The sequence below is a fragment of the Novosphingobium oxfordense genome (genome assembly GCF_044029435.1).
GTDB lineage: Bacteria > Pseudomonadota > Alphaproteobacteria > Sphingomonadales > Sphingomonadaceae > Novosphingobium.
This window is the reverse complement of record NZ_CP147005.1, coordinates 2531612-2557179: the sequence shown is the minus strand read 5'-3', so window position 1 is coordinate 2557179 and position 25568 is coordinate 2531612. Positions and strand designations below refer to the sequence as shown.

Sequence of the window (25568 nt, the reverse complement as noted above, 5' to 3'; positions counted from 1 at the left end):
GGTTGACTTGGCTCGCCCGTGCGGCATGACCTTGCGCCGATGGACCTGACCCTTACCGCAATCCTCCTCGGCATCGTCGAGGGCCTCACCGAGTTTCTGCCGGTCTCTTCGACCGGGCACCTCATCCTTGCCACCGAGCTGTTCGGATACGACGCGGCGCAATGGGCGACGTTCAATATCGTCATCCAGCTGGGCGCGATCCTGGCCGTGATCGTGCAGTTCTGGCGCACCTTCTGGGCGGTGGGCGCGGGCCTGCTGCGGCTGGACCCGGTCTCGATCCGGTTCGTGCGCAACGTGCTGCTGGCCTTTCTGCCTTCGGCCGTGCTCGGCCTGCTGCTCAAGCACTATATCGAAGGTTTGCTGGGCCAGCCCATGGTGGTGGCCTGGGCGTTGATCATCGGCGGTATCGCCATCCTCGGCATCGAGAAGGTGGCCAAGCCCGGCGCGCCGAGCGGGGTTGCGCAGCTTCCGGTGTTCACTTGCCTGGGTGTCGGCCTGGCGCAGTGTCTGGCGATGGTGCCGGGCGTCAGCCGTTCGGGCGCGACGATCATGGGTGCGCTGGCGATGGGCGTTGAGCGCCGCACTGCCGCCGAATTCAGCTTCTTCCTGGCAGTGCCGACGATGATCGGCGCCACCACACTGGAACTGCTGAGCGCGCGGCATGAACTGATGGCAGGCACCGGCCCGGTCGGCTGGGGGCAGATTGGTATCGGCTTCGTCGTCGCCTTCGTGGTGGCGCTGGTCGTGATCAAGGCTTTCATGGCTTACGTAAGCCGTTCGGGCTTTGCGCCTTTTGCATGGTATCGTATCGTTGCCGGTGCACTTGCGCTGTTCCTGCTTTCGCGGGTTTGAGAAAGGCTGAACGACCATGGCCGAGAAGAAGCAAAAGAAACTCGGCCGCAAGGACTACGAAACCCAGCTTGAGCCGATGCTGGAGGAACTGGTGGGCATGGCCCGCTGGGCCGCGACCACTGGCGCGCGGATCATCGTGCTGTTCGAAGGGCGCGATACTGCGGGCAAGGGCGGGGCGATCAAGGCGGTCTCCGGCCAGCTCAACCCCCGCCAGTGCCGCACCGTCGCCCTGGGCGCGCCCAGCGAGCGGGAGCGGGGGCAGTGGTACTTCCAGCGCTATGTCGAGCATTTGCCCACGCGCGGCGAGATCGTGCTGTTCGACCGCAGCTGGTACAACCGCGCCGGTGTCGAGAAAGTCATGGGCTTCGCCACCGCGAGCGAGGTGAAGCGCTTCCTCCATCAAGTGCCGGAGTTCGAACGGATGCTGGTGGAGGATGGCATCCTGCTGTTCAAATACTGGCTCGCTTGCGATCAGGACAAGCAGGAGGAACGGCTGAACGAGCGGCTGATCGACCCGCTGAAGCGCTGGAAACTCTCCCCGATCGACGTTGCCGCACGCGAGAAGTACGAGGATTACACCAAGGCGCGCGAGGACATGCTGAAGGCCACGCACAAGAAGCATGCGCCGTGGACCGTGGTGGACTTCAACGACCAGCGGCTGGGCCGGCTGACGCTGGTGCGCGATCTGCTCGACCGGTTGCCCGATACCAAGGTGGACCCGCCGGCGATTCGCATGGAGCGGCTGGAGCACGCGCCGTACAACGAGAAGTACGGGGTTCTGAAGCCGATCAAGGATTTCGATGTAGATTGAGGGGAGTTGTCGGACTCATGGGTTGGGTGCGCCATTCGCATCCGCGAATGGTTTGCGGCAGGGCCTTTTTCCGGACTGACGTCCGGAGTGGGCTGGTGCCGCTCAAAACAGCCGGAGGCCCGTTTTGTCCGGGCGTCAGCCCGACCAAAGACTCCCTTCGAATCATTCGCCGCCCTTGACTCTGGCCGACATCTAAAGCATGGGGCCGAGCCTTGAGGGGCGGTCTCGTACCGCCTCTATGCTTTTCAACGAACATGCCGGCCTGCCAGGGCGGCTGAAACGAGAGAATTAGGAAACCGCCATGGCGAAGCCCGCAACCGTCAAGATCCGTCTTGTCTCGACCGCCGACACCGGCTTCTTCTACGTCACCAAGAAGAACCCGCGCAACACGACCGAGAAGATGACCTTCCGCAAGTACGATCCCGTCGTGCGCAAGCACGTCGACTTCAAGGAAGCCAAGATCAAGTAAGCCGCTGGTTCCGGTGCGAATCGGAACCAAGCGCTTCAGGTGCGGTTCAAGGCTGTGAACCCAATGGGAGGCTTATGACCCGCACCTTCAAGATCTTTCGCTCTTGCGTAGGCGCGGCCAGTTTGGCCGCGCTTTCCGTTCCTGCCCTCCTTACGGCAACTCCTGCGCTTGCGGCATCGCCCGCAGAGCAGCAGCAGCTTGACCAGGCCGTGGCCGCGCTGCGCGCGATCACCACGCTGAAGGCCGATTTCGTGCAGACCGACCGCAATGGTCAGTCGGTTTCCGGCCAGCTTACGCTCGCCCGTCCGGGGCGGATTCGCTTCCAGTATGAGAAGAGCGCGCGGATGCTGATCGTTGGCGACGGCAAGGCGCTGACGATGATCGACTACGCGGTGAACCAGGTGCAGCGCTGGCCGATCGGCAACAGCCCGCTGGGCGCGGTGCTCGATCCCAAGCGCGATGTGGCGAAGTACGGCACCGTGCGCCCCAGCGGCAATCCCAACGTGATCTCGGTGGAAGTGCGCGATCGTTCGCACCCCGAATACGGCATCATCACGCTGATCTTCACGCGCAAGGCCTCTGCCCCCGGCGGGCTGGAGCTGTCGTACTGGGTGGCGCTCGATTCGCAGAATCAGCGCACCACCATCGCATTGTCGAACCACCGCTACGGCGTTCCGGTGACGGATAACGATTTCCGCTTCAACGACCCGCGCCCGCGCAACCGTCGCTGAACGGAGTCGCGAAGCGCCTCAAGAATTCGTCGACACCGGACAACGCTTGGCCGTGTTTTGACCCTCCCAAGCGACAAACTGTGACAGTTTCTTTCACTCCGTTCACTTGGCAGAAAGCCAAGAGTACCTAGATAGGAATGGTCAGAACGGTTCGAGGCGGGTTTCCCCCCTGTTGCCCACGCCTCCTGAGTGAGCCGCTCTGATATTAGCGTGACGAACGCTTACAGGAACCCTCGGTCCTCTGCCCCCGGACCGAGGGTTTTTGTTTGTGTGGCTGTGGTTCGGCCCATGCCGGGCTGCGAACGGCACCGTTCTGCGCTTCCGGTGCTCACGGCCAGAAAGGCCGCTCCGCTCCGGTTCTCGAACGGCACCATTCTCGCTCCGGCCTGAACCGAACCACAGCCACACAAGCGTGGCGCTGTTCCGCCATTTGCCAAATCACCATTGGTCAAAAACCACCGTCGCCCCCGCGAAGGCGGGGGCCCTGCTTTCTTCCGGCGGCAAGGCGCTTTCCTGTCCGGCCACAAAGCTTTCCCCGCCGCCCCCTCTGGCAATTCGCGGGTGGCATCCCTAAAGCCATGGCCATGAAGATTGCCACCTGGAACATCAATTCGGTCCGCCTGCGCCTCGATCAGGTAGAGCGTTTCCTTACCGAGCAAGCCCCCGACGTTCTCTGCCTTCAGGAGATCAAGGTTGCCGAGCATCTCTTCCCGCATGAGATGTTCGAACGGCTGGGCTACACCCACCGCGCGATCCATGGGCAGAAGGGCTATCACGGCGTCGCCACCGTCTCGAAAGTGCCCTTCACCGAATTCAGCCGTCATGACTGGCAGGACAATGGCGAGGCGCGCCATGTCGGCGTCGAACTGCAAGGTGCAGGTCAGGGTCTGATCCTCGAAAACGTCTACATTCCCGCCGGCGGCGATGTCGCCGACCGTACGGTCAATCCCAAGTTCGGCCAGAAGCTGGACTTCCTGGAGCGTATGACGCGCTGGGCGGACAAGGTGGACCGGCCCACGCTGATCGTTGGCGACTTCAACATCGCCCCGCTCGAATCGGACGTCTACGACCACAAGGCGCTGCTCAAGGTCGTCAGCCACACGCCGATCGAGGTGGAAACGCTGGGTCGCTTCCGGGATGCGCACGGCTGGGTCGATCTGGGCCGCCAGTTCATCCCCGCGCCGGAGCGCAACTACTCCTGGTGGTCCTACCGCAGCTACTGGCGCCAGAAGGACCAGGGCCGCCGTCTGGACCACATGTGGGCTTCTCCCGACCTTGCCAAGCAGGCGCGCGCGCACAGCTTCGTGGAAGAGACGCGCCGCTGGGAACAGCCGAGCGACCACGTGCCGCTGATCACCGAGTTCGAACTCTGAGCGAGCAGGGCTCCTCCCGCCGCGTGGCGCTGGCGCTGGATGCGCTGCGCCACGGCTGGCCGATCCGGGTCGGCGATCACGCTGCGCTGCTGCCTGCCGAAACCGGTTTTGCGCCCGGCGTCACTGCGCCGCGCATGCTGATCTCGGCTGCGCGTGCGGTAACGCTGAAGCTGGCCAACCAGCGCGAGGCGGCCGTGCCGGAGGCGCCCGTGCTGATCCGCGCGGCGGAGCCGTTCGATCTGGCGGCCGCGCGCGCCATCGCCGATCCGGCGCTCGATCTGGTCCATCCGATGAAGGGCCCGTTTGCGGCCGAACATATCGACGACGGTGAGGCGGCGCGCACGGCGATGGAACTGGCGCGCCTCGCCGGTATCCTGCCGGCCTTCCTGGTATCACCGGAGCCGGTGGGCGAGGCGCAGCAGGTCACCCCCGCCGATCTGGCGGCATGGAAGGAGACGGGCAACCTCGTCATCGCCTCCCGCGCGCGGCTGCCCGTTGCGGCGGCCGAGGATGCCGAGATCGTCGCCTTCCGGGCACTGGATGACTTGCGTGAGCATGTCGCACTGGTGATCGGCACGCAGGATGGCGACCGTGCGCCGCTGGTGCGCCTCCATTCCGAATGCCTGACCGGCGATATTCTTGGTAGCCTGAAGTGCGATTGCGGGCCGCAACTCGATGCGGCGCTGCGGGCGATGGCGGATGAGGCGGCGAACGGCGGCTGGGGCGTGCTGCTCTATCTGCGGCAGGAAGGGCGCGGCATCGGCCTCGTCAACAAACTGCGCGCCTATCAGCTGCAGGATCAGGGTTTCGACACGGTGGACGCCAACAACCGCCTTGGCCTGCCGACCGAAGCGCGGGATTTCCCGGTGGCGGCGCGGATGCTGGAGCTGCTCGGCGTCCATGCGATCCGGCTGATGACCAACAACCCGGCCAAGGTCGCCGCGCTGGAAGGCGTGGGCGTTACCGTGGCAGAGCGTGTGCCGCACAAGCTGCCGCCGAACCCGCACAACGCCCGCTACCTGGATACCAAGCGCGATCGTACGGGGCACATTCTCTAAGGGGGAGTGATCGGCTGCCAGATCTTTCTGGCGAGTCCGATAGCCCCTTCCTGATCATTGCGAGGGCAATCCAGGGCGGCTTACGCAGCCCCGGATCGCTTCACCGGCCTCAGGTGCGCAGGAACGCGGCGATGGCGTCTACCGTCTGGGCGGGTTGTTCCTCCATCAGCCAATGGCCGGAATTCGGCACTACCAGCTCCGTCACGTTGCTGGCGGCGGCGCGCATGATGCCTGCCATGTTCGGCCCCAACGAATGGCCGCCGCCGATGGCCAAGACGGGCATCGTCAGCGGGCCGCGTGCGACGGAGGCGCGGTTATCGATCACGTCCTGATCGAACGCCGCGAATTGCGAGAAGCCTGCGTGCATCCGACCCGGCTTCGCGTAGAGCGCGGCATAGTGAACGCGGGCAGCTTCAGGAAAGGCAGTGCGGGTGGCGGCGAAATCGTTCCAGAAGCGATCCAGATAGATCCGCTCCCGCCCGGCGACGAGCCGCTCCATGTCCGGCCCGCCGAAGCGGAAATGCCAGAGGAGGGGGTTCTTCAGGATCTCATCCCAGGGCCCCACGCCGGGCACGGGGGCGTCCATCATGACCAGATGCGTGGTGCGGTCCGGATAGGCTTCGGCAAAGGCGAAGGCGACCATGTTGCCGATATCGTGACCGACGACGTCGGCACGGGTGATCTTCAGGCGATCGAGCACGCCCGCCATGTCCTGCGCCTGGTTCTTCTTGGTGAAGCCGTCGGTCGCGGTGGCGGACAGACCCAGCCCGCGAAGGTCCGGCACGATCACGGTATGATCGCGCATCAGCCGCGCGGCGAGGGGCTGCCACATGTCGCCGGTGTCACCATAGCCGTGGATCAGCAGCACCGCCGGCCCCGTTCCGCCGACGCGGACATGCAGGGTGGTGCCGTTCGTGGCGATCTCCTTCGTCCGGAACCCGGCCGGAAAGGCAAATTCCTGCGCTGAGGCGGGCGTCAGGCCCAATAGCGAGAGCAGCAGAACAGCCGCGGCAAATATTGCGCGCTTCATTATTGTGTCCCCTTACCGAAAAGTGCTCGTTCAATGGCCCCGTTCGGAAGGGGTTGGCGCATCATGCTTCAATGCGAAGCACTTGGGGAGTATGAAAAATCTCCGCTGCGGCGGTATTGCCGGGGCGAGCGAATTGTTCCTCCCGAAACGGGGAGGGGGACCGCCCGAAGGGTGGTGGAGGGGACTCTCGCCACCGCCGGACGGCCTAGTGAAGATGCCGATCCCCCGTCAGCCCCAAGGGCTGCTACCTCCCCTTGCCGGGGAGGATAAGGGAATCAGCCCCGCGCGCCGAACAGCGCACTGCCCACGCGCACATGCGTCGCGCCCAGCATGATCGCCGTTTCGAAATCCTCGCTCATGCCCATGGACAGGCCGGCCACGTCATTGTCCCGCGCGATCTTGGCCAGCAGTGCGAAGAACGGCGCCGCCTCGATCCCCGCCGGCGGTACGCACATCAGCCCGGCCAGCGGAATCTGCGCCGCGCGGGCTTCGGCCAGCAGTGCCGGCACTTCGGCAATCGGGCAGCCGCCCTTCTGTTCTTCCGCGCCGATGTTCACCTGCACGAAGCAGGGCACCTGACGGCCCAGCTTGTCCATCGCCTTGGCCAGTGCCGAAACCAGCGAGGGCCGGTCGAGCGAGTGGATGCAGTCGAACAGCGCCACCGCATCCTCGGCCTTGTTGGACTGAAGCTGGCCGACAAGGTGCAGCACCACATCGGGATGCGCCTCACGCAGGGCGGGCCACTTGGCCTCGGCCTCCTGCACGCGGTTTTCGCCGAACACGCGCTGGCCTTCAGCAATCAAAGGCAGAATGGCTTCCGCCGGATGAGTCTTCGAAATGGCGACGAGTTCGATGTCCGCGGGCTTGCGTCCGGCGATGCGGGCGGCATTGGCGATCTGGGCGCGAACGGTCGCGAGAGGAGAAGCTGGCTGATCCATGGCGCGCTGCTATAGCGTCCCCGTGCCGAACCGCCAGCCACCATGTCCCGACTCCTGGCCTGATATCTGGCTCATCAGCGACGCGCGGAACGACGCCGCACTCGAAAATGCCCTCGCCCGCCTGCCGCGCGGATCGGGGCTGGTGTTCCGCCACTACCACTTGTCGCCCGCCGAACGCGGCACGCGCTTCAAGGTTCTCTCCCGCATCGCCCGGCGTTTTGGCCACATGGTCGTACTATCCGGTACGCCCCGTGAGGCCCGGCGCTGGAAAGCAGCCGGGGCCTACGGCGCGGCGGCCAGACTGGCAGACGGCCCGGCAACCTTGCGCCTCGTCACCGTCCACTCCCTGCGCGAACTCGGCGAGGCCCACCGCGCGCGCGCCGACATGGTGCTGATTTCGCCGGTCTTCGCCACCCGCTCCCACCCCGGCGGCAAGACCCTCGGCCCAACGCGCTTCCGCCTGCTTTCGGCACGCTCGCAAGTGCCGGTTATCGCGCTGGGCGGCATGACGCCCCATCGCGGGCGCCGCTTGCCCGCGCGCAAATGGGCCGCGATTCAAGCCTTTACGTAATCGCCCACAGCCTTGTTCCCGATCCATTCTTGACGACGAGTCCCCCACCGACGCAATATAACGGGCCGAAATCAAGGGAATTTCCAATGGCGACACGGCCCCTCGCACCCGGACGGCGAATCGCCAAGCCGGACTGGCGCGCAGTGCTCAAGCGGTCCTTGCGCCGCGCGGGCGAACTGGGCGGCGCCCTGCTGCTCTTCGCGGCGATGGCCTTCCTGACGCTCGCGCTGCTCAGCTACCACCAGACCGATCCTTCCGCATCGACCGCTGCCGGCGGCCCGGCCGAGAACTGGATGGGCCCGGTCGGCGCCTGGGTGGCGGAGCGTGTGCTGTTGCTGTTCGGCCCGGTTTCGGCGCTTTTCGTGCCGCTGCTCTATGTCTTCGCTCGCAAGCTCTGGCTGCTGGTGGAGGAAGAGGACGGCGAGATCGAGCATTCGAACCAGCGCTGGTGGCGCCCGGTCTTCGTGTTGGCGCTGGCCATGGTGCTGATCGCCACGGTGCTGAGCCTTGCCTTCCCGCAAGCCGGCGCGACCTCCACCCTGCTGGGCCTGACCTACGTGCAGCCCGGCGGCAGCCTGCCCGCATCGATGGGCGGCATTTCCGGGCTGCTGGGCGCCTGGGTGATCGAGACGCTGACCGGCTTCCTGCCCGGAATCTTCGCCAGCTGGGCCGCTTTCGTGATTGCCGTGGTCTGCCTTGGCGGCGGGCTGCTGCTGGCCGGCAGCGTGTTCGCCTGGGACTGGGGCCGCCTGCTGACGCTGCCCGGCCGCATCGGTCGCCTGCCCGCGCGGGACGAGGGTTCGGCCCGCACTGCCGAGCCGGAAAAGGCCCGCGAGAAGACGCGCGAAAAGGCTCCGAAGGCTCAATCCGCGCCGTTCATGGGCGACGATTTCGACGATATCGACGTCCAGGGGCCAGCGGCTGGCCGCGAACCCGCCGCCAAGCCACGCAAGGCGCCCGAGATCAGCGATCCCAAGGCGGCGGCAACCCCCGCGCAGCTCAACATCGGCAATCGCCAGAAGGACATGTTCGACAAGTACGCCCTGCCGGGCCTGGACTTGCTGAAAGATCCGCCGCCGAACTCGCAGCCGAAGATCGACAAGCTCAGCCTGGAACGCAACGCGCGCCTGCTGGAAACCGTGCTGGACGACTTCAATGTGAAGGGCGAGATCACCGCCGTCCGCACCGGCCCGGTCGTCACCATGTACGAACTGGAGCCGGCGCCGGGCATCAAGTCCAGCCGCGTGATCGGCCTGGCCGACGATATTGCCCGCAACATGTCCGCGATCTCGGCCCGCGTTTCGTCGATCCCCGGCCGCACCGTCATGGGCATCGAACTGCCGAATGCGGACCGCCAGATGGTCTCCTTCAAGGAGATGGTCGCCTCCGAAGCCTTCGCCGAGCACAAGGGCATGCTGCCGATCATCCTGGGCAAGGACATCGCCGGCGAACCGGTGGTGGCGGACCTTGCGACGATGCCGCACTTGCTGGTCGCCGGTACCACCGGTTCGGGTAAGTCGGTCGGCCTCAACACGATCCTGCTTTCGCTGCTCTATCGCCTGACGCCGGCGCAGTGCCGCCTGATCCTGGTCGATCCCAAGGTGCTGGAACTCAAGAGCTACGACGATATTCCCCACCTGCTCTCACCGGTGGTGACCGAGCCGCCCAAGGCCGTGCGCGCGCTGAAGTGGGCAGTGGAGGAAATGGAGCGCCGCTATCGCCAGATGAGCGAGATCAGCGTGCGCAACCTTGCCAGCTTCAACGAAAAGGTCCGCGCCGCCGCCGCCAAGGGCAAGCCGCTGGGCCGCCGCATCCAGATCGGCTTCGACCCCGAGACGGGCGAGGAACTCTACGAGGACCGCCAGCTCGATTACGAGACGCTGCCGCAGATCGTCCTCATCGTCGACGAGCTGGCCGACCTTATGGTCACCGTCGGCAAGGAAATCGAAGTCTTGATCCAGCGCCTCTCGCAAAAGAGCCGCGCGGCCGGCATCCACCTGATCATGGCGACGCAGCGCCCCTCGGTCGACGTCATCACCGGCGTCATCAAGGCCAACCTGCCGACCCGCGTATCCTTCGCCGTCACCAGCCGCATCGACAGCCGCACCATCCTGGGCGAGCAGGGCGCCGAGCAGCTGCTGGGCAAGGGCGACATGCTCTACAAGCCCAGCTCCGACCCGGTGAAACGCGTCCACGGTCCGTTCGTTTCGGACGAGGAAGTGGAGCACGTCGCCGATCACTGGCGCGGCCAGGGCAAGCCGGACTACGTCGATGCCGTCACCAACGAGCCGGAAGAAGGCAGCTTCGGCTTCGACGACCTCGACGCCACCGCATCGGACCAGCCGGAAGAGCGCAAGTACCGGCAGGTGTGCCAGCTGGTGTTCGAGAACCAGAAGGTCTCGGTCTCGTGGCTCCAGCGCCAGATGGGCGTGGGCTACAACACCGCCGCCAAGTGGGTGGAGCGCATGGAGCAGGACGGCTACGTCGGCCCGGCGAACCATGTCGGCCGCCGCGACATCTATCGCGACGAGAACGGGGCGCCGCTTTAAGCTCTCTAGGCTGCGATCAGGCGGTGAGGCGGGGGCGTAACGCTCCTGCCTCCGTCAATCCCCATCCACCGATATCGGCCAAAACAGCCCGTCATCCCCGCGAAGGCGGGGATCCCGCTTTTCTTCCAGCATAACGACAGCTTGCAGAGGAAGCGGGCCCCCCGCCTCCGCGGGGGCGACGAGATATCTGCTCCCAAGTCCTCCCCGGCACGGGGAGGGGGACCGCCCGAAGGGTGGTGGAGGGGATTCGCCACCTGCGCCGGCGCCGCCTGAGGACGCCAATCCCCTCCGCCCTCACGGGCTGCCACCGCCCCTTGCCGGGGAGGAGAATGCGGTCAGAGCGTCAGCGCGACGCGGCCGTCGATCCGGCCGTGGCGCAGATCGTCGAGCACTTCGTTCACGTCTTCCAGCGGCCGCGCGGCGACCTTGGCCTTCACTTTGCCTTGCGAGGCGAAAGCGATGGCCTCGTCCAGATCGTAGCGAGTGCCGACGATGGAGCCGCGAATGGTGATGCGCTTCAGCACCACGTCGAAGATCGGCGTGGGGAAGTCGCCCGGGGGCAGGCCGATCAGGCTGACGGTGGAGCGGCGGCGGGCGCAGGCGATCGCCTGCGAGAAGGCCGCGGGGGACACGGCGGTGACGATCACGCCATGCGCGCCGCCGCCCGTTTCCCGTTGAACCTTGGCGACGAGATCGGGATCCTTGGCATCGAAGGCCAGTTCGGCGCCCAGGTCCTTGGCCAGTTGCAGCTTGGATTCACCGATATCGATGCCGATCACGTTGAGGCCCATGGCCTTGGCATACTGCACCGCCACATGGCCGAGGCCGCCGACGCCGGAGACGACCACCCACTGGCCCGGCCGCGCCTCGGTCTCCTTCAGGCCCTTATAGACCGTGACGCCGGCGCAGAGGATCGGCGCCATCGATACGAAGTCCACATCGGCGGGCAGGCGGCCGACGAAGGGCGCAGCGGCGATCACATATTCGGCATAGCCGCCGTTCACGGAGTAGCCGGTGTTGGCCTGCTTCTCGCAGAGCGTTTCCCAGCCGGTCTCGCAATATTCGCATTCGCGGCAGGCATGGTGCAGCCAGGGCACGCCCACGGCATCGCCTTCCTTGAGATCGGTGACGCCTTCGCCCAGCGCGACGACATGGCCCACGCCTTCGTGCCCCGGGATCAGCGGCAGCGATGCCTTTACCGGCCAGTCGCCGTCGATGGCGTGAAGGTCGGTGTGGCACACGCCGCTGGCGACGATCTTCACCAGCACTTCGCCGGGGCCGGGGGTGGGGATCGGCACCTGTTCGATGGTGAGCGGGGCGCCGTATTCGCGGGCGACGGCTGCGCGCATGGTCTGCATCGGATCTCTCCTTGCTCGCTCCGCGAAAGGGGGAATCGCGGGCTTGTTATGGATAGGCCGGGCAGCTTCGTCTTGAAACGATTGCGAAGATCAGCCCGGGCAGGCTGCGACCCATCCGCACAAGTTCTTAGGTCAGCGGGCAAAAACGATGCAACAGGCCGCGCCGCTACTGGGCGCAGTCTGGGCCGCAGGGTGTTTCAACCTTGCGACACTTGAGATTGTTTGAAAATCCGGCGTGTCCGGTTCCGGATGCCGATCCGGATCAATCAGCGCTTCTCAAAGCGCACCAGTCCCGGGCCCAGGATATTGGCGCCCAGCTTCATGGCATCGCCCGACCAGTCCGCCACGAAGGCGCTCTTGCGGTCCAGCCCCGGCGCGAAGCGGGCATTGTTGCCTTCCACCAGCAGCCCTTGCGAAGTGTGGTAGCGGTGCTCCGCAGCGACGGCGATGAAGGCGGAGTAGTTCTCCTTGTCGCGCCCCTGCACGAACCAGTTGTCGACGATGCGGCCGGTGGCGCCATCGGGCAGATCGATCATGTAATTGGTGCCGCGTCCGGCCGAATTGTCGAAGCTGCAATCGCTCACGTCGATGCGCGCGGCGCGGCTCTTCAGGTAGTGGCCGCCACTGCCGGCCTCGAACCGGCTGCGGGTGACGGTGAGCCCGCCGTAGTTGCCGATGTAGATCGAATGCGCGCAGCCCGATCCTTCGCAAGTGCCCAGCCGGCTGAAGGTGGACTTGTCGATGGTGACGGTGCCTTGCGTATCTTCGCCGGTCAGCAAGCCCTGCTCGCTATCGCGGAACCACGCCTGCGATACGGTGAGGTTGCCGTGCTCCAGCCGGATGCCCGCGCCGTTCTTGTCGCCCACGCGGATGTTGGCGAAGACCATGCCCTCCACATGCGCGCCGCGCCCGCGCAGCACCAGCGCCGCCTTGTCCTCGCACGCCACCCCGTCGAGGATCGACTGGCCGGGGGCTTCGGCCTGATAAGTGATCTCGCCCTTGTTCTGCACCGCGCAGTCGGCGAACCGCATCGAGGCGAAGCGGATCGTGCCGCGCGCATCGCCGATCGCGTCCACCGCATCCTGCAGCCGCACATAGCTGCGCCCGGTCTCGACCACCGTGTAGGGCGCGGTGGAGGAAGCCGCCTGCGACAGCGTGGCGGGCAGGGCGATGAGCGGAAGCGTCGCGAGTGCGATTCGGGAAAGGCGGTTCATGGGGACGAGACTAGCGGCTCATGATGGCCAAGGCGTAAACCACTTTGCCGCCGTCCCTTTGCGGGACATCAGCCCCCTTGCGATGTTCCGAACACCCATTCCGCGAACAACGCGCTCAAGTCGCGGCCGCTGGCGGTTTCCATCGCGCGCTCCAGATCGATGCTCGTGACGGTGCCGCCGGCGTGGGCGCGGCTGTAGCGGCGCAGGCCGGACCAGAATGCCCGATCGCCGATCGTGGTTCGCAGCTGCTCCATGAACAGCGCGCCCTTGCTGTACTGGACCGCCCGCCGCGTGCCCAGTGAGGGGTACTGGCCGCTCCACGTCAGCGGCTTGTCGAAGCCTTTGGCCCGCGCCTTCGCCAGCCGTTCGCGTGCGATGTCGAGTTCGGCTTCGTAGGCGGCGCGACCGTAGCGATGTTCCTTCCAGGCGGCGGTCATGAAGGTTGTGATGCCTTCGTTGAGCCAGAAGTCCTTGAGCGTCGCGCAAGTGATGAGGTTGCCCCACCACTGATGGGCCAGTTCGTGAACGATGGCCCAATCCTCGGCGGGATCGCCATCCTTTGTCGGCAGCGCCTCGATGCCGAGCACAGAATAGGTCGCCGCTTCCTGCGCTTCGTCCCCGTCCACCAGAAGCTGGCTGTAGCCGTCATTCGGCAGCGGTACGCCGGCCTTGTCGGAAAGAAAGGCGACCATGTCCGGTGTCGCGGCAAAGCGTCTTTTCAGATCGGCACTGTCGGCGGCGTCGCTCAGGTACGTGAGATCGGCCGAACCCGCCTTGGCACTGGCGCGGGCAAACCGTCCGACAGCGAAGCCATAGAGGTAGGGCGAGTAAGGCCGGCGCGCTTTCCAACCATGAATTTCGCTGCCTTCCGGTCCGGCGCGCTTCGCGGTCATGCGGCCGAGCGAAAGCGTGTCCATCCCGGCCGGGACGCGCAAGTCGAGCGAGAAATCCGCCTTGTCGCCAAACCGCTCCTGCGCGCAGATCATCCAGTCGCAGGCGAAATAGCTGGTGTAGAGCAGGTCCTGAGACCCGGCGAAGCCGCGCGCCGGACGGCCGTGGTAGGCAAGCTCCAGCTTGACGGTGCGTCCCCGCGACCGCGGATGGGGAAGCGTGAAGTCCAGACTGCCGTGCTGGTTGATGGCAACCGGGATGCCATCGACGGCCGCACTGTCGATAATCAGCGCATTGCCGGAAAAGCTCAGGAGGCGAACGTCCTCTGCAGTGATGCGCAAGGTAATCGTTTCGCGCCCGGCAAGCGTCTTGTTCGGAATGTCCGGCGTCAGCGCCAGAGCGTAGCGGGTGACTTCGAAGCCATCCCCGGGCTGGCTTTGGGCCAGTGCCGGGGCAGGCTGAATCGATGCGATGCCGGCCCATGACAGGGCCAACGCAGCTTTGCCGATCACTGCAATCTCGTTCAATCCTTTCCGCCCGAGCGCCACTTCCAGCCGCCCCGCGTCCGCCGGGCGACGACGACCATGAACAGCCCGGTCACCAGCAGGACCAGCATGAGTGCCGCGACCCGGCGCCCGCTCGTGCCGGCGTTGCCGAGCAGGCTGAGGCCGGAAACCGCCGCGATATAGCCGGCCAGCAGCAGCCAGCCCTGCCACGCGATCGGCAGGCCCGCGCCATAGCCGAAGCGCTTGGGGGCGAACCAGGCGCCGTCGTCATCCGAGGGGCGCGTCTCGTCGGTCATGCTTCATCCTCCTGCTTCGGCGGGCGACCGCGTCTTGCGGGCTCGCCGGCCGCCACTTTCACGCCGCGCCGGGCCAAAGCCTCGCGCAGCAGCACTTCGACTTGCGCGTTGACCGAGCGGAAATCGGCCCCCGCGCTGCGTTCGAGCGCGGCGTAAAGCGCCGGATCGATCCGCAGCGGAAAGGCTTTCTTGCCCGGACTAGGCATGGATATCAGCCACGATCACGCGCCTGCCGCACTCACTGGTACAGTGTGCCGGTATTCACCACCGGCTGGGTATCGCGCTCTCCGCAGAGCACGACCATCAGGTTGGAGACCATCGCCGCGCGGCGCTCGTCGTCCAGTTCCACCACGTTCTTTTCCGAAAGCTGGGAAAGCGCCATTTCCACCATCGAGACCGCGCCTTCCACCAGCTTGCGCCGCGCGCCGATCACCGCTTCGGCCTGCTGGCGGCGCAGCATGGCGCCGGCAATTTCGGGCGCGTAGGCAAGGTGGGTGAGCCCGCATTCGTCCACCGTAAGGCCTGCCACGTGCAGGCGCTCGATCAGTTCGGCGCGCAGTTCGGCATTCACCTCGGCATGGCTGCCGCGCAGGGTGATCTCGGCATCCTCGACATCGTCGTAGGCATAGCGTGATCCGATCGAGCGCACGGCGGCTTCGATCTGCACGTTCACGAAAGCGCGGTAGTCGTCCACGTCGTAAAGCGCCTGCGCGGTATCGGCCACGCGCCACACCACATTGGTGGCGATCTCGATCGGGTTGCCGCGCAAGTCGTTCACTTTCAGCTTTTCGGACACGACGTTGTTGGCGCGAACGGAGATCTTGCGCTTGGCCATCCACGGCCAGGTCCAGCGCAGGCCGGCGGTGCGATCCGTGCCGCGGTAGGAGCCGAACAGGGTGATCGCCACGGCCTGGTTGGGCTGGATCATGTAGAAGCCGGAGGCGATCAGCACCTGGCAGGCGATGGCGGGAAGAATGAAGGCGAGCGAGCCCAGCACCGCAACCGGCGAAGGCTCGCCACTCGCCAGCGAGACCACCGCGAAGAGGATCGCCGCCAGCAGAACAAGGAACACGACCAGCATCAGGTATCCGCTCATGCTGGCGGCAGCCCGTTCGCGGCTGGAATTGATGGGAAGATGCGACTCGGACATCGGCGGCTGCTCCATTTAATTTGATATCACTTTAATATCGGATTCGGGTGGGCGGTCAAGCGATGCGGGATGAGGTGGATGGCTGTCCCATTCCGACACTCGTTCTGCGCGCGCTTCGTCATTGCGCGGGCGGCGCAGCAATCCGGGGGCGCGCAAAACGCCCCGGATTGCCTGGCTGCGCGGGCAATGACGAAGGTGGAGGAGGGGCGTGGACGGACGGGCCCGAAGGAAGGTCTGATCCGACGAACGGTCAAAAGCATACCAATCCGGGGTTGAAATCGGATCGATTCGCTCATATTGGACCCCTGCGGGCCGGGCCCCTCTGGCGCGGCGCCTCTTTGCAGCAGTTCTTCGGAACGCTGCGCATCCAAGGCGCCACGTGATGTCGGACCGCATCGGGTTGATCCCCGGTGCAGGTTTCCGAGTGCCCTTACAGGCCCCGTCAGCTCGGCAATCGGAATGTGCCGTCGGATCGCCCCGATCGAACCAACACCTGTTCGATAGGGATGCTGTTATGACCGACCGTATGTTTCACCTGCTTGAGCGCTTCCAGATGCTCGACGCCCAGTTGCGCCGTGCGCAGGGCTCGACGCGCCGTAATCTCCTGGAGATTATGAAGCTGGAGCGAAGGAAATTGAGAATAAGGGCCAGGCTGGCTCGGCTGTTCGTCCCCCCGACGGCCTTTGTAAGCCTGTAACCCTCGCGCCGGCGCGCTGCCCCCCATGTACGCGCCGGCGCTTCCCTCTTTCCTTCCATCAGGACATGACCCGTGGAACTCCTTTTCGCTGACTGGCTGGGCACCCCGGCCTGGTTCTGGCTGGCCTTCGCCGGCCTCGTTCTCGTGCTTACCGCCTTCGACCTTGGCTTCCTGCACAAGGAAGACCGGGAGATGGGCATTGCCGAATCGCTGAAGCTTTCCGTCTTCTACATCGCCATCGCGGTCGCGTTCGGCGGCTGGGTCTGGTGGAGCAAGGGCTCTGCCGACGGTATCGACTGGTACACCGGCTATTTCCTGGAAAAGGCGCTGTCGATCGACAACGTCTTCGTCATCTCGATGATCTTCGGCTTCTTCGCGATCGCGCCGAAGTATCAGTATCGCGCGCTGCTCTGGGGCATTGTCGCGGTGATCGTGCTGCGCGGACTGATGATCGCGGGCGGCGTGGCGCTCGTCTCGCAGGCCCACTGGGTGATGTATCTGTTCGCCGCGTTCCTGGTGTTCACCGGCGTGAAGATGCTGTTTTCCGGCGATCATGAACCCGACATCGCGCACAACCGCGCGGTGCGCTGGATCTCGCGCCACATGCGCGTGACCAAGGCGCATCACGGCCACCACTTCTTCGTGCGCGAGCCGAACGACGCCGGCCGCATGGTCTGGGCGGCGACGCCGCTGTTCCTGGCGCTGGTGGTGATCAACCTGGCGGACCTTGTGTTCGCGGTGGACTCGGTGCCGGCGATCTTCTCGATCACCACGGACACCTTCATCGTCTACACCTCGAACATCATGGCGATTCTGGGCCTGCGCGCGCTGTACTTCGCGCTGGCGGCGATGGTGCACCGCTTCCACTATCTGAAGTATGCGCTGGCCATGGTGCTGGTGTTCATCGGCGGCAAGATCCTGGTGGCCGAACTGCTGCTGGACGGCGCGAAGGTGCCGCCGCTGCTGGGCCTTGGCGTCACGCTGGGCCTGATCGGTGGCGGCGTCGGCTGGTCGCTGTGGAAGACGCGTGGGCAGGGGGCGGAAGCTGGGCCAAAGACGGGGCGCGTTTGACCTGCTAGGGGAGGCCGAATGGCCCGCCTTATCCTGTTCAACAAGCCCTTCGATGTCCTGCCGCAGTTCACCGATGCGCGCTCCCCCACCCCGCGCGCGACGCTGTCGGACTATATCGAGGTGCCCGGCGTCTATCCCGCCGGGCGCCTCGACCGCGATAGCGAGGGGCTGATGTTGCTGACCGACGACGGCCGGCTGCAGGCCCGCATTGCCGATCCGCGCTTCAAGACGGTCAAGACCTACCTGGTGCAAGTGGAGGGCGAGCCGGATGAGGCCGCGCTGACCGCCTTGCGCAAGGGCGTTACCCTGAACGACGGGCCCACCCGCCCGGCCGAGGCGCGGCGGATCGATCCGCCCGAACTCTGGCCGCGCAACCCGCCGGTGCGGTTCCGCAAGACGGTGCCGGATTGCTGGATAGAGCTTTCGATTCGAGAGGGGCGCAACCGGCAGGTGCGGCGCATGACGGCGGCCGTGGGGCACCCGACCTTGCGGCTGGTGCGCTGGGCGATCGGCGACTGGTCGCTAGACGGTATCGCGCAGGGCGAGTGGCGCGAGATTTCGGTTTGAGGGTTGGTCGGCTTCGGCGGATCTGACCTGACCTCAATCGGACAATCTCGACAGCGCGGATGTTGATCTGACGGAGCCCAAAACTCTTCGTCGCCCCCGCGAAGGCGGGGGCCCCGCTTACTTGCGCCCCAGCACCACCGCCGCGTGAAGGAAGCGGGATCCCCGCCTTCGCGGGGATGACGGGGTGTTTTTGGGGGACGTGGTGGGTGGTGGCGGAGAAGGGGGGGCGGTCAAACCCGCCCGCTCAATCCGGCTTCCAGCCGATCTCGGCGGCGGAGGCGGCCTTGGGGATGTCGGTCAGCGCTTCGTTCACGGTGATCGCCTCGCCCGGCTTCAGCTTGCGCTTGGAAGGTACGACTTCCTTTTCGTAGACGATGCGGTCGCGCTTGTCGCGCAGCACCACGAGCAGGGAGGGCACGTAGCGCGTCTCGCTGCCGGTGTTGCTGATCGTGCCGGAGACCGAAAAGAACTCGCTGCCGTCGGGCAGAGGCTTGCGGTCCTGCCGCTTGCGCGGGAAATCGAGCTGAAGGTCCGGTTGCGCCTGAGAGAACGTCTGGCGCGGGATAGGCAGCCAGTCCGGCAGGCCGCCCAGCGCGACCGCGCCGGTCAGCGCCAGCGTGGCGCCGGCGAAGACGACCGAGGCGATGGTGGCCAGCTTGGCCCAGTTGCGGCGCGGGCGGAACGGCGGCGCGAAATCGAAGCTGGACGGCCCCTCGTCCGCATAGTGCGGCATCGTGGTGTCGTCGTAATAGCTGCCGCCACCGTTGCGGGTGCCCGGTGCGGGCGGGGGCGAGGCGGGCAGCGGATCGCGCTCCACTTCGGGCGCGGGGGCCGGCGCGGGCACGCGCACGGCCGGCGCGCGCGGCGGCACGGTGAAGCCCGGTGCTGGTGCTTCGGATGCAACGGGTGCCGGAGCGGGTGCAGGTTGCGGCCGCTCAACCGCACGTGGGGCGGGAGCAGGGGCCTGTGCAACTGGCTCGGGCGGGGTGGGCTGCGGGGCAGGGGCTGCTTGCGGAGCCGGAGCGGGTGTCGCAGAGGCCGGCGGCATCGCCGCCGCGTCCACCATTTCCGGCCCATCCTGGAACCAGCTATGGCGGCACTTGGCACACCGCACGGTGCGGCCGTCGATGCCGATCGCGCTGTCCGGCACGGCGTAACGCGTAGAGCAGGCTGGGCAGGCGATAATCATAGTCACAAAACTATAAGCACGACTGGCTTGCCCGCGACAAGCGCCAGACCTGTGGGCATAGGCCGGAGCGCTCTTTTTTCCACACTGAATGCGGGGTAGGTGATCACGAAATGCGTTCTTGGCGCATTTCCAAACCGACTCTATCACACGTTCGGTCGCCCGTTCGGTCCGACCTGTTACCAGAACAGACGAGCATGACCGCGGACGGCGAAATCATCCACTTCGACAATGTCGGCCTGCGCTACAGCACCGATCGCGAGGTGTTGAGCGATCTGACCTTCACGCTGTTCGCCGGGCGGTTCTATTTCCTCACCGGCACCAGCGGCGCGGGCAAGACCTCGCTGCTGCGGCTGCTGTTCCTGGCCCAGCGCCCGTCGCGCGGGGCGATCCGCATGTTCGGGACGGACGCGATCACCCTGCCGCGTGCGCGCCTGCCGATGCTGCGGCGGCGGATCGGCGTGGTGTTCCAGGATTTCCGCCTGATCCCGCACTTGTCCGCGTTCGACAACGTGGCGCTGCCGCTGCGCGTCGCCGGCCATCAGGAGCGCGACATCTACGGCCCGGTGCGCGACATTCTGGAGTGGGTGGGCCTGGCCGACCGGCTGGACGCGCGCCCCGCCACGCTTTCGGGCGGTGAGCAGCAACGCGTTGCCATCGCCCGCGCCGTGATCGCGCGCCCGGCGATGCTGGTGGCGGACGAGCCGACCGGCAACGTCGATCCCGAAATGGCGCAAAAGCTGATGCGCCTGTTCGAAATGCTCAACCGGCAGGGCACCACCGTGGTGGTCGCCACCCACGATCTGGACCTGCTGCGCAAGGTGTCCGACAGCCTGATCATGCGGCTCGATTGCGGGCGGCTGTCCGATCCTACCGGCGCGCTGCGCTATCCGCCCCGGAAGCAGACATGATCTTTGGCCCCATTTTCGGAAGCGCGCCGGAAGACGGCGCCCCGCGCATGGGCTGGCGGCGGCTGGGCGTGCGCGGTGCCGAACTGGTGCCGCAGGCGCGCATGTCCGGGCCGATGCCCTGGGTGATCGCGATCATGGTGGCGCTGACCGCCATTGCCCTCGCCGCCGGTCTCGCGCTCGGCAATGCCATCACCTCCGCCAAAGCGGAGATCGAGGGCGGCGTTACCGTGCAACTGCTGGAACCGCGCGAGGATGTCCGCACGCGGGAGGCCAAGGCCGCTGCCGATGCGCTGAAGCGTCAGCCGCATGTCGCCGGGCTGCGGCAGGTGCCGCAGGCGGAGCTGGACGCGCTGATCGAACCTTGGCTGGGTGCCGACGTGGGGGAGGCGACCAATGCCTCGATCCCGGTGCCCGCGCTGATCGACGTGCGGCTGGACGGCCCCGCCACCCCGGCCAAGCTGAAGGCGATCCAGCAGGCGCTGACCAAAGTGGCGCCCTCCGCCCGTGTCGATGCACAGTCCGGTTGGTTGAAGCCGGTGTTCGACGCGATGATCTCGCTTCAGGTGCTGGCGATCGCGCTGGTTGCACTGCTGTCCTTCGCGCTGGCGGCGGCGGTGCTGCTGGCGGCGCGCTCCGCACTGGGCGCCAATCGCGAGGTGATCGAGATCGTCCACCTGCTGGGTGGCACCGATACGCAAGTGGCGCGCGTGTTCCAGCGCTCGATCGGGTTCGATGCGGCGGGTGGCGGCACCGTGGGGCTGGCGCTGGCGATGGTGGTGATCCTGTCGATCGGCCGCCGCTTCGGCGGGCTGGGCGCCGGCCTTGTCGATAGCGGCGCGCTGATCTGGACCGACTGGCTGCTGCTGGCACTGGTGCCGCTGCTGTCCACCCTGCTTGCCATGCTCACGGCACGTTTCACAGTGCTGCATGCGCTGCGCAAGATGCTATAGTGCGCACAAGTTACTAGATAGTCTGTCATGTTCCGTCGCACTGCCGCCTTTGTCCTGCTGTTCTGGCTGTTCGGCTTCGTCTGGTTCGCGGTCGCGCTTCCGGATGCGCTCGACATGTCGGTGAAGACCGATGCGGTGATCGTGCTGACCGGCAGCCGGGGCCGGATCGAACGATCGCTGGAAGTGCTGAAGGAACGCCAGGCCCCGCGCCTGCTGATCTCCGGCGTCGATCGCGAGGTCCGCCCCGGCGAACTGGCGGCGGAATACCGCATTCCCGATGCGCTGATGAAATGCTGCATCACCCTGGGCTACGAAGCCTACGACACGCGATCCAACGCGCTGGAGGCGGCTGACTGGGTGAAGCGGCACCATATCCACTCGATCCGGCTGGTGACGGCGGACTGGCACATGCGCCGTGCCGCCTACGAACTGGCGCGCGAATTGCCCAAGGGCGTGACCATCCGCGAGGATGCCGTGCCCTCGCGCCCCAGCCTTAGCACCCTGTTCCTAGAGTTTCACAAGTATTTCGGGCGCATGGCGCTCGATACCTGGAACCGTCCTCCCTGGAAGAAATCTTGAACCGCACCAATTCTCTCGACGTGATCCGCAGCCTGATTTTCTACCTGGTGTTCTATCCGGGCACGATGGTCTGCGTCCTGCTGGTGTGGCTGGCCGCTTTCGCGGGCGACGCGCCGATGCGCCGCCGTGTGCGGGGCTGGGCGCGGTTCCACCGCTTCTGCTGCCGCTGGCTGCTGGGGATCACGCTGCGGATCGAAGGCGAACTGCCTAACGAGGGCGTGCTGGTCGCGCTGAAGCACGAAAGCTTTTTCGAAGCGATCGACCTTCCCGCGATGATGAACTACCCGGCGCCGTTCCCGAAGGCTGAGCTGATGGACCTTCCCGGCTGGGGCTGGGCGGCGAGCCGCTATGGCGCGGTGACGGTGATGCGCGACGAAGGCGCCAAGGCGCTGCGGGCCATGGTCTCCTCCGCGCGCGGCTTCGCGGCGCAGGGCCGCCCGCTGGCGATCTTTCCCGAGGGGACGCGCGTGCCGCATGGCACGGTGGCACCGCTGCAATCGGGCTTCGCCGGGCTCTACAAGTTGCTGAACCTGCCGGTGGTGCCGGTGGCGGTGGATTCGGGGCGGTTCTATCACCGGCTCTGGAAGAAGCCGGGCACCGTGGTGATCCGCGTCGGTCAGCGCATCGAACCCGGCCTCCCGCGCGAGCAGGTCGAAGCCGAAGTGCTGCAGGCGATCAACGCGCTGAACGGCTGATCTGCCCGCAACCTTTCGAACCAAACTCCGTCGCTCCCGCGAAGGCGGGGGCCCCGCTTGTTCTTCTGCGCCAGGTTGGCGGAAGGGCAAAAAGGAAGCGGGATCCCCGCCTTCGCGGGGATGACGGAATGGGGTGAGCCCAAGGGCTAGAGCGAGGGCTAGGCCGTCTCGCTCACTTCCACCGACTGGTTGACCATCTCCACCGGCGCATAGCTGGTCAGGAACGCCACGCCCGCCGCATCTGGCCCGACGCCGATCTTGGCGGTGCTTTCCGGCGTGCTCATCTCGGTGGCGTCGACCAGATGCCAGGCGCCGTCCAGAAACACCTCGGCCACCGCATGGAAGTCCTGCGGATCGACGCCCAGCGCATAGACGCTGGAGAAGCGCGCGGGGATCGCGGCGGCGCGGCACAGGCTGATGACGAGGTGGGCATAATCGCGGCAGACGCCCTGGCCGGATCGGAAGCTGTCTGCCGCCGTGGTTTGCGGGTCGCTGGCGCCGGGCACGTAGTCCATGTGCCCCGCCACCCAGTCGCGGATCGCCGCCACTTTGCCGCCGCCCGCCAGCGCGCCGAAGCGTTCGAGCACGAAGTCCTGAAACCGGTCCGAAGGGCAGAAGCGCGAAGGCAGCAGGTAGTCCACCGTCTCGCCCGGAAGCAGGTGCGGGGGCAGGGCGGAGAGGCTTTCCAGCGGCGCGATCAGCCGCTGCGGCTCCACCGTGGCGCGGTATTCCACCGTCAACGTGCCGGCCAGATGGAGCCAGAGCCGATCGCCGATATCGTCATGGCCGGGCAGGCGCGCGAAGTGCTCCAGCGGCGGCAGGTCGATATGGGCGTGGTGGACCACCTGCTCCGGGATTATCGCCGCTTCCAGTTGCAGCAGCACGTCGGTGGGGCCGGGCAGCGCGTATTCGAGCCGGGTGGTGATGGCGAGCTTCATCGGGGTGATCCTTCGAGCGGAGGGCTCCATCCGCTCAAAGCATCAGATCGTGCGAGGCTGCGTTGGTGGTTTGAAAATCCGCCGTGTGCGGATTTCAGCGGCCCCGGCCCGCTTCCTCTTACTTCCCGTTCTCGTGATCGTTGCGGCCGAAGTCGGGGCGGGAATCGTCCTGGCCTTCGTCGATGATCGAGCGGCGGATCGTGCGGGTGCGCTTGAACTGGTCGAACAGCGCGTCGCCGTCGCCCACGCGGATCGCGCGTTGCAGCGCGGTCAGGTCCTCGGTGAAGCGCTGGAGCATGGTCAGCACCGCTTCCTTGTTGGACAGGAACACGTCGCGCCACATCGTCGGGTCCGACGCGGCGATGCGCGTGAAGTCGCGGAAGCCGCCGGCCGAATACTTGATCACCTCGCTCTGCGTCACATCCTCAAGGTCGGACGCGGTGCCGACGATGGTATAAGCGATCAGGTGCGGCAGGTGGCTGGTGACGGCCAGCACAAGGTCATGATGCTCCGGCGTCATGATCTCCACATTGGCGCCCAGGGCTTCCCAGAAGTTCACCAGCTCGCTCAGCTTCACCATGTCGGTAGTGGCGGGCGGGGTGACGATGCACCAGCGGTTGCGGAACAAGTGGGCGAAGCCGGCGTCGGGGCCGGAATTCTCGGTGCCGGCCACGGGGTGCGCCGGGATCACCATGTGATCGGGCAGCGCCGCACCCAGATCGCGGGCGATGGCCTGCTTGCTGGATCCGACGTCGCTGACCAGGCAATGCGCGGGCAGGGCATCGCGCACTTGCTCGGCCGCCATGCCCATGGCGCCCGGCGGCACGCAGAAGATCACCAGATCGGCATCGCGCACGGCATCGGCGGGGGTGTCGCAGACCCGGTCGACCAGCCCACGCTCCGCCGCGCGTTCGCGGTGGCTGGGGCTGATGTCGTAACCGGTGGTGCGCGCGTCGGGCAGGTATTCGCGTGTAGCCAGACCGATCGAGCCGCCCTGCAGGCCCAGCCCGATGATGGCGATGTTGGAGAGGCTCACTTCGCCGCTTCCGCCATTTCGCGCAGGCCCGTGGCGATCGCATCCATGTCCGCGGGCTTGCCGATGGTGATGCGCAGTGCTTGCGGCAGGCCTTGGCCCGGCAGCCAGCGGACGATGTAGCCGCGATCGGCAAGGCCGTTATAGGCCGTTTCTCCGGTCAGGGCGCCTTCGAACAGCACGAGCACGAAGTTGGCCTCGCTGGGGATCGCGCGCAGCCCGTGGTTGCCCATGGCGGCGATCTTCGCGGCAAAGCGGGTGCGCTCCGCCAGATTGTGCAGGCGCGATTGCTCGACGAAGGCCTGATCCTTGACCGCGGCCAGCGTGGTCGCCTGAGCGGTGTTGTTCAGGGGGAAGGGGCCGCGGATGCGGTTCAGCACGCCGATCACGTCCGTCGATGCCGTGGCCCAGCCCACGCGCTCCCCGGCAAGGCCATAAGCCTTGGAGAAAGTGCGGGTGACCAGCACGTTGTTATGCGCGGCAGCCAGCGCAAGGGCGCCGTCGTCATCTTCCGGCGCGACATATTCGGCATAGGCCTGGTCGATCACGAGCAATACGTCGGCGGGCAATGCTGCGTGCAGGCGCGCGATTTCCCCGCGCGGCAGGAAGCTGCCAGTGGGATTGTTCGGATTGGCAACGAAGACCACGCGGGTCCGCTCGGTCACATGGGAAAGCAGGGTATCGACGTCGGTGCCATAGTCGGCATCGGGCGCGATGACCGGCGTGGCGCCGCAGCGCTGCGCAACGATTTCGTAGAGCGAGAAGCCGTAGCGGACATACAGAATCTCATCGCCCGGCCCGGCATAGGCACTGGCGGCGATACCGAGGATCTCGCCCGATCCGGTTCCGCACAGGATGCGCACGGGATCGATGCCGTGCAATTCGCCCAGCGCCCCGCGCAGTGCGACGCTGTCGGGATCCGGATAGAGCGAAGGCGCCACCGCCTGCGCCCGCGCATCGAGCGCGGCCTGGCTGGTGCCGAGCGGATTCTCGTTGGCTGACAGCTTGATAAGCGGCTTGCCATCCGCGCTTTTCGACTTGCCGGGGACATAGGCATGAATCGCCTCGATCCACGGCTTGGGCTGCGGGGCAAGGTTGCTGATGGTCTGGCTGTCGGTCATGATGCGCCGGCCTTTAACCCAGC

The 25568-nt window shown here is 66.2% G+C and carries 27 protein-coding genes; 15 read left to right on the top strand and 12 right to left on the bottom strand.

The window, feature by feature from the left end; translation table 11 throughout:
* Positions 1 to 39 precede the first annotated feature (39 nt).
* From WBP07_RS11830 to ribA, 6 genes are all read left to right on the top strand, one after another.
* On the top strand, positions 40 to 852 hold the full coding sequence (locus WBP07_RS11830; RefSeq protein ID WP_395391246.1) for an undecaprenyl-diphosphate phosphatase: 813 nt from the start codon (positions 40 to 42) through the stop codon (positions 850 to 852).
* A gap of 16 nt (positions 853 to 868) precedes the next feature.
* Positions 869 to 1663, top strand: a complete 795-nt coding sequence (gene ppk2 / locus WBP07_RS11825; protein ID WP_395391245.1) for a polyphosphate kinase 2 — start codon at positions 869 to 871, stop codon at positions 1661 to 1663.
* Between the two features lie 301 nt (positions 1664 to 1964).
* Positions 1965 to 2132 (top strand): 50S ribosomal protein L33, encoded by a 168-nt coding sequence (rpmG, locus tag WBP07_RS11820; protein WP_021232219.1) that lies wholly within the window; start codon positions 1965 to 1967, stop codon positions 2130 to 2132.
* A 74-nt stretch (positions 2133 to 2206) separates the two neighbouring features.
* Positions 2207 to 2863 carry an outer membrane lipoprotein carrier protein LolA gene (locus WBP07_RS11815; RefSeq protein WP_395391244.1) on the top strand — a complete coding sequence of 219 codons (657 nt, stop codon included), beginning with the start codon at positions 2207 to 2209 and terminating at the stop codon, positions 2861 to 2863.
* 584 nt (positions 2864 to 3447) lie between these two features.
* Entirely contained in the window at positions 3448 to 4236 is a 789-nt protein-coding gene (gene xth / locus WBP07_RS11810) for an exodeoxyribonuclease III (RefSeq protein WP_395391243.1), read from the top strand.
* Between the two features lie 23 nt (positions 4237 to 4259).
* Entirely contained in the window at positions 4260 to 5294 is a 1035-nt protein-coding gene (gene ribA, locus WBP07_RS11805) for a GTP cyclohydrolase II (RefSeq protein WP_395391242.1), read from the top strand.
* Between the two features lie 109 nt (positions 5295 to 5403).
* Here the strand turns inward: ribA and WBP07_RS11800 are convergent, their stop codons facing one another.
* Together WBP07_RS11800 and WBP07_RS11795 are read right to left on the bottom strand one after the other, a co-directional pair.
* Positions 5404 to 6324: an alpha/beta fold hydrolase gene (locus tag WBP07_RS11800; RefSeq protein ID WP_395391241.1), complete on the bottom strand. Its 921-nt coding sequence runs from the start codon at positions 6322 to 6324 to the stop codon at positions 5404 to 5406.
* A 275-nt stretch (positions 6325 to 6599) separates the two neighbouring features.
* The gene (locus WBP07_RS11795; RefSeq protein WP_395391240.1) at positions 6600 to 7262 is read right to left on the bottom strand and encodes a YggS family pyridoxal phosphate-dependent enzyme; all 663 of its coding nucleotides are present in this window, start codon (positions 7260 to 7262) and stop codon (positions 6600 to 6602) included.
* On the opposite strand from WBP07_RS11795, the gene WBP07_RS11790 reads away from it, so the two are divergent.
* Both WBP07_RS11790 and WBP07_RS11785 read left to right on the top strand, forming a co-directional pair.
* Positions 7261 to 7833 carry a thiamine phosphate synthase gene (locus tag WBP07_RS11790; protein WP_395391239.1) on the top strand — a complete coding sequence of 191 codons (573 nt, stop codon included), beginning with the start codon at positions 7261 to 7263 and terminating at the stop codon, positions 7831 to 7833. The genes WBP07_RS11795 and WBP07_RS11790 overlap by 2 nt on opposite strands.
* Positions 7834 to 7919: 86 nt before the next feature.
* A complete protein-coding gene (locus WBP07_RS11785) occupies positions 7920 to 10382 on the top strand; it encodes a DNA translocase FtsK 4TM domain-containing protein (RefSeq protein ID WP_395391238.1) in 2463 nt (820 codons plus the stop codon).
* A gap of 335 nt (positions 10383 to 10717) precedes the next feature.
* On the opposite strand, the gene WBP07_RS11780 is transcribed toward WBP07_RS11785, so the two are convergent.
* From WBP07_RS11780 to WBP07_RS11755, 6 genes are all read right to left on the bottom strand, one after another.
* Positions 10718 to 11740: a zinc-dependent alcohol dehydrogenase gene (locus WBP07_RS11780; RefSeq protein WP_395391237.1), complete on the bottom strand. Its 1023-nt coding sequence runs from the start codon at positions 11738 to 11740 to the stop codon at positions 10718 to 10720.
* A 266-nt stretch (positions 11741 to 12006) separates the two neighbouring features.
* A complete protein-coding gene (locus WBP07_RS11775) occupies positions 12007 to 12954 on the bottom strand; it encodes a right-handed parallel beta-helix repeat-containing protein (RefSeq protein ID WP_395391236.1) in 948 nt (315 codons plus the stop codon).
* A gap of 68 nt (positions 12955 to 13022) precedes the next feature.
* Entirely contained in the window at positions 13023 to 14372 is a 1350-nt protein-coding gene (locus tag WBP07_RS11770) for a M1 family metallopeptidase (RefSeq protein WP_395391235.1), read from the bottom strand.
* The gene (locus WBP07_RS11765; protein WP_395391234.1) at positions 14369 to 14647 is read right to left on the bottom strand and encodes a hypothetical protein; all 279 of its coding nucleotides are present in this window, start codon (positions 14645 to 14647) and stop codon (positions 14369 to 14371) included. Before WBP07_RS11765 ends, WBP07_RS11770 begins: the two co-directional genes overlap by 4 nt.
* The gene (locus tag WBP07_RS11760; protein WP_395391233.1) at positions 14644 to 14853 is read right to left on the bottom strand and encodes a toxin-antitoxin system HicB family antitoxin; all 210 of its coding nucleotides are present in this window, start codon (positions 14851 to 14853) and stop codon (positions 14644 to 14646) included. Before WBP07_RS11760 ends, WBP07_RS11765 begins: the two co-directional genes overlap by 4 nt.
* 32 nt (positions 14854 to 14885) lie before the next feature.
* Positions 14886 to 15797, bottom strand: a complete 912-nt coding sequence (locus WBP07_RS11755; RefSeq protein ID WP_395391232.1) for an SPFH domain-containing protein — start codon at positions 15795 to 15797, stop codon at positions 14886 to 14888.
* Between the two features lie 514 nt (positions 15798 to 16311).
* Between WBP07_RS11755 and WBP07_RS11750 the strand changes: the two genes are divergently transcribed.
* The 3 genes from WBP07_RS11750 to WBP07_RS11740 all read left to right on the top strand — a co-directional run bounded on the left by WBP07_RS11750 (position 16312) and on the right by WBP07_RS11740 (position 18132).
* Positions 16312 to 16494 (top strand): DUF465 domain-containing protein, encoded by a 183-nt coding sequence (locus WBP07_RS11750; protein WP_395391231.1) that lies wholly within the window; start codon positions 16312 to 16314, stop codon positions 16492 to 16494.
* A gap of 72 nt (positions 16495 to 16566) precedes the next feature.
* A complete protein-coding gene (locus WBP07_RS11745) occupies positions 16567 to 17565 on the top strand; it encodes a TerC family protein (protein WP_395391230.1) in 999 nt (332 codons plus the stop codon).
* A gap of 18 nt (positions 17566 to 17583) precedes the next feature.
* Positions 17584 to 18132, top strand: coding sequence for a pseudouridine synthase (locus tag WBP07_RS11740; protein WP_395391229.1), 549 nt, complete (start codon positions 17584 to 17586; stop codon positions 18130 to 18132).
* Between the two features lie 244 nt (positions 18133 to 18376).
* On the opposite strand, the gene WBP07_RS11735 is transcribed toward WBP07_RS11740, so the two are convergent.
* Positions 18377 to 19321 carry a zinc-ribbon domain-containing protein gene (locus WBP07_RS11735; protein ID WP_395395783.1) on the bottom strand — a complete coding sequence of 315 codons (945 nt, stop codon included), beginning with the start codon at positions 19319 to 19321 and terminating at the stop codon, positions 18377 to 18379.
* A gap of 194 nt (positions 19322 to 19515) precedes the next feature.
* Between WBP07_RS11735 and ftsE the strand changes: the two genes are divergently transcribed.
* Genes ftsE through WBP07_RS11715 form a run of 4 tightly spaced genes read left to right on the top strand, consistent with a single transcriptional unit; the run spans position 19516 to position 22453 of the window.
* Positions 19516 to 20229, top strand: a complete 714-nt coding sequence (ftsE, locus tag WBP07_RS11730; RefSeq protein WP_395391228.1) for a cell division ATP-binding protein FtsE — start codon at positions 19516 to 19518, stop codon at positions 20227 to 20229.
* A gap of 47 nt (positions 20230 to 20276) precedes the next feature.
* Positions 20277 to 21179 (top strand): cell division protein FtsX, encoded by a 903-nt coding sequence (locus WBP07_RS11725; protein ID WP_395395782.1) that lies wholly within the window; start codon positions 20277 to 20279, stop codon positions 21177 to 21179.
* A gap of 27 nt (positions 21180 to 21206) precedes the next feature.
* Positions 21207 to 21758, top strand: coding sequence for a YdcF family protein (locus WBP07_RS11720; RefSeq protein ID WP_395391227.1), 552 nt, complete (start codon positions 21207 to 21209; stop codon positions 21756 to 21758).
* Positions 21755 to 22453 (top strand): lysophospholipid acyltransferase family protein, encoded by a 699-nt coding sequence (locus tag WBP07_RS11715; protein WP_395391226.1) that lies wholly within the window; start codon positions 21755 to 21757, stop codon positions 22451 to 22453. Before WBP07_RS11720 ends, WBP07_RS11715 begins: the two co-directional genes overlap by 4 nt.
* Before the next feature lie 158 nt (positions 22454 to 22611).
* Here the strand turns inward: WBP07_RS11715 and WBP07_RS11710 are convergent, their stop codons facing one another.
* The 3 genes from WBP07_RS11710 to hisC all read right to left on the bottom strand — a co-directional run bounded on the left by WBP07_RS11710 (position 22612) and on the right by hisC (position 25545).
* Positions 22612 to 23391: a transglutaminase family protein gene (locus WBP07_RS11710; RefSeq protein WP_395391225.1), complete on the bottom strand. Its 780-nt coding sequence runs from the start codon at positions 23389 to 23391 to the stop codon at positions 22612 to 22614.
* A gap of 118 nt (positions 23392 to 23509) precedes the next feature.
* Positions 23510 to 24427: a prephenate/arogenate dehydrogenase family protein gene (locus WBP07_RS11705; protein ID WP_395391224.1), complete on the bottom strand. Its 918-nt coding sequence runs from the start codon at positions 24425 to 24427 to the stop codon at positions 23510 to 23512.
* Positions 24424 to 25545, bottom strand: a complete 1122-nt coding sequence (hisC, locus tag WBP07_RS11700) for a histidinol-phosphate transaminase (RefSeq protein ID WP_395391223.1) — start codon at positions 25543 to 25545, stop codon at positions 24424 to 24426. The genes WBP07_RS11705 and hisC overlap by 4 nt, the downstream gene beginning before the upstream one ends.
* Positions 25546 to 25568 lie beyond the last annotated feature (23 nt).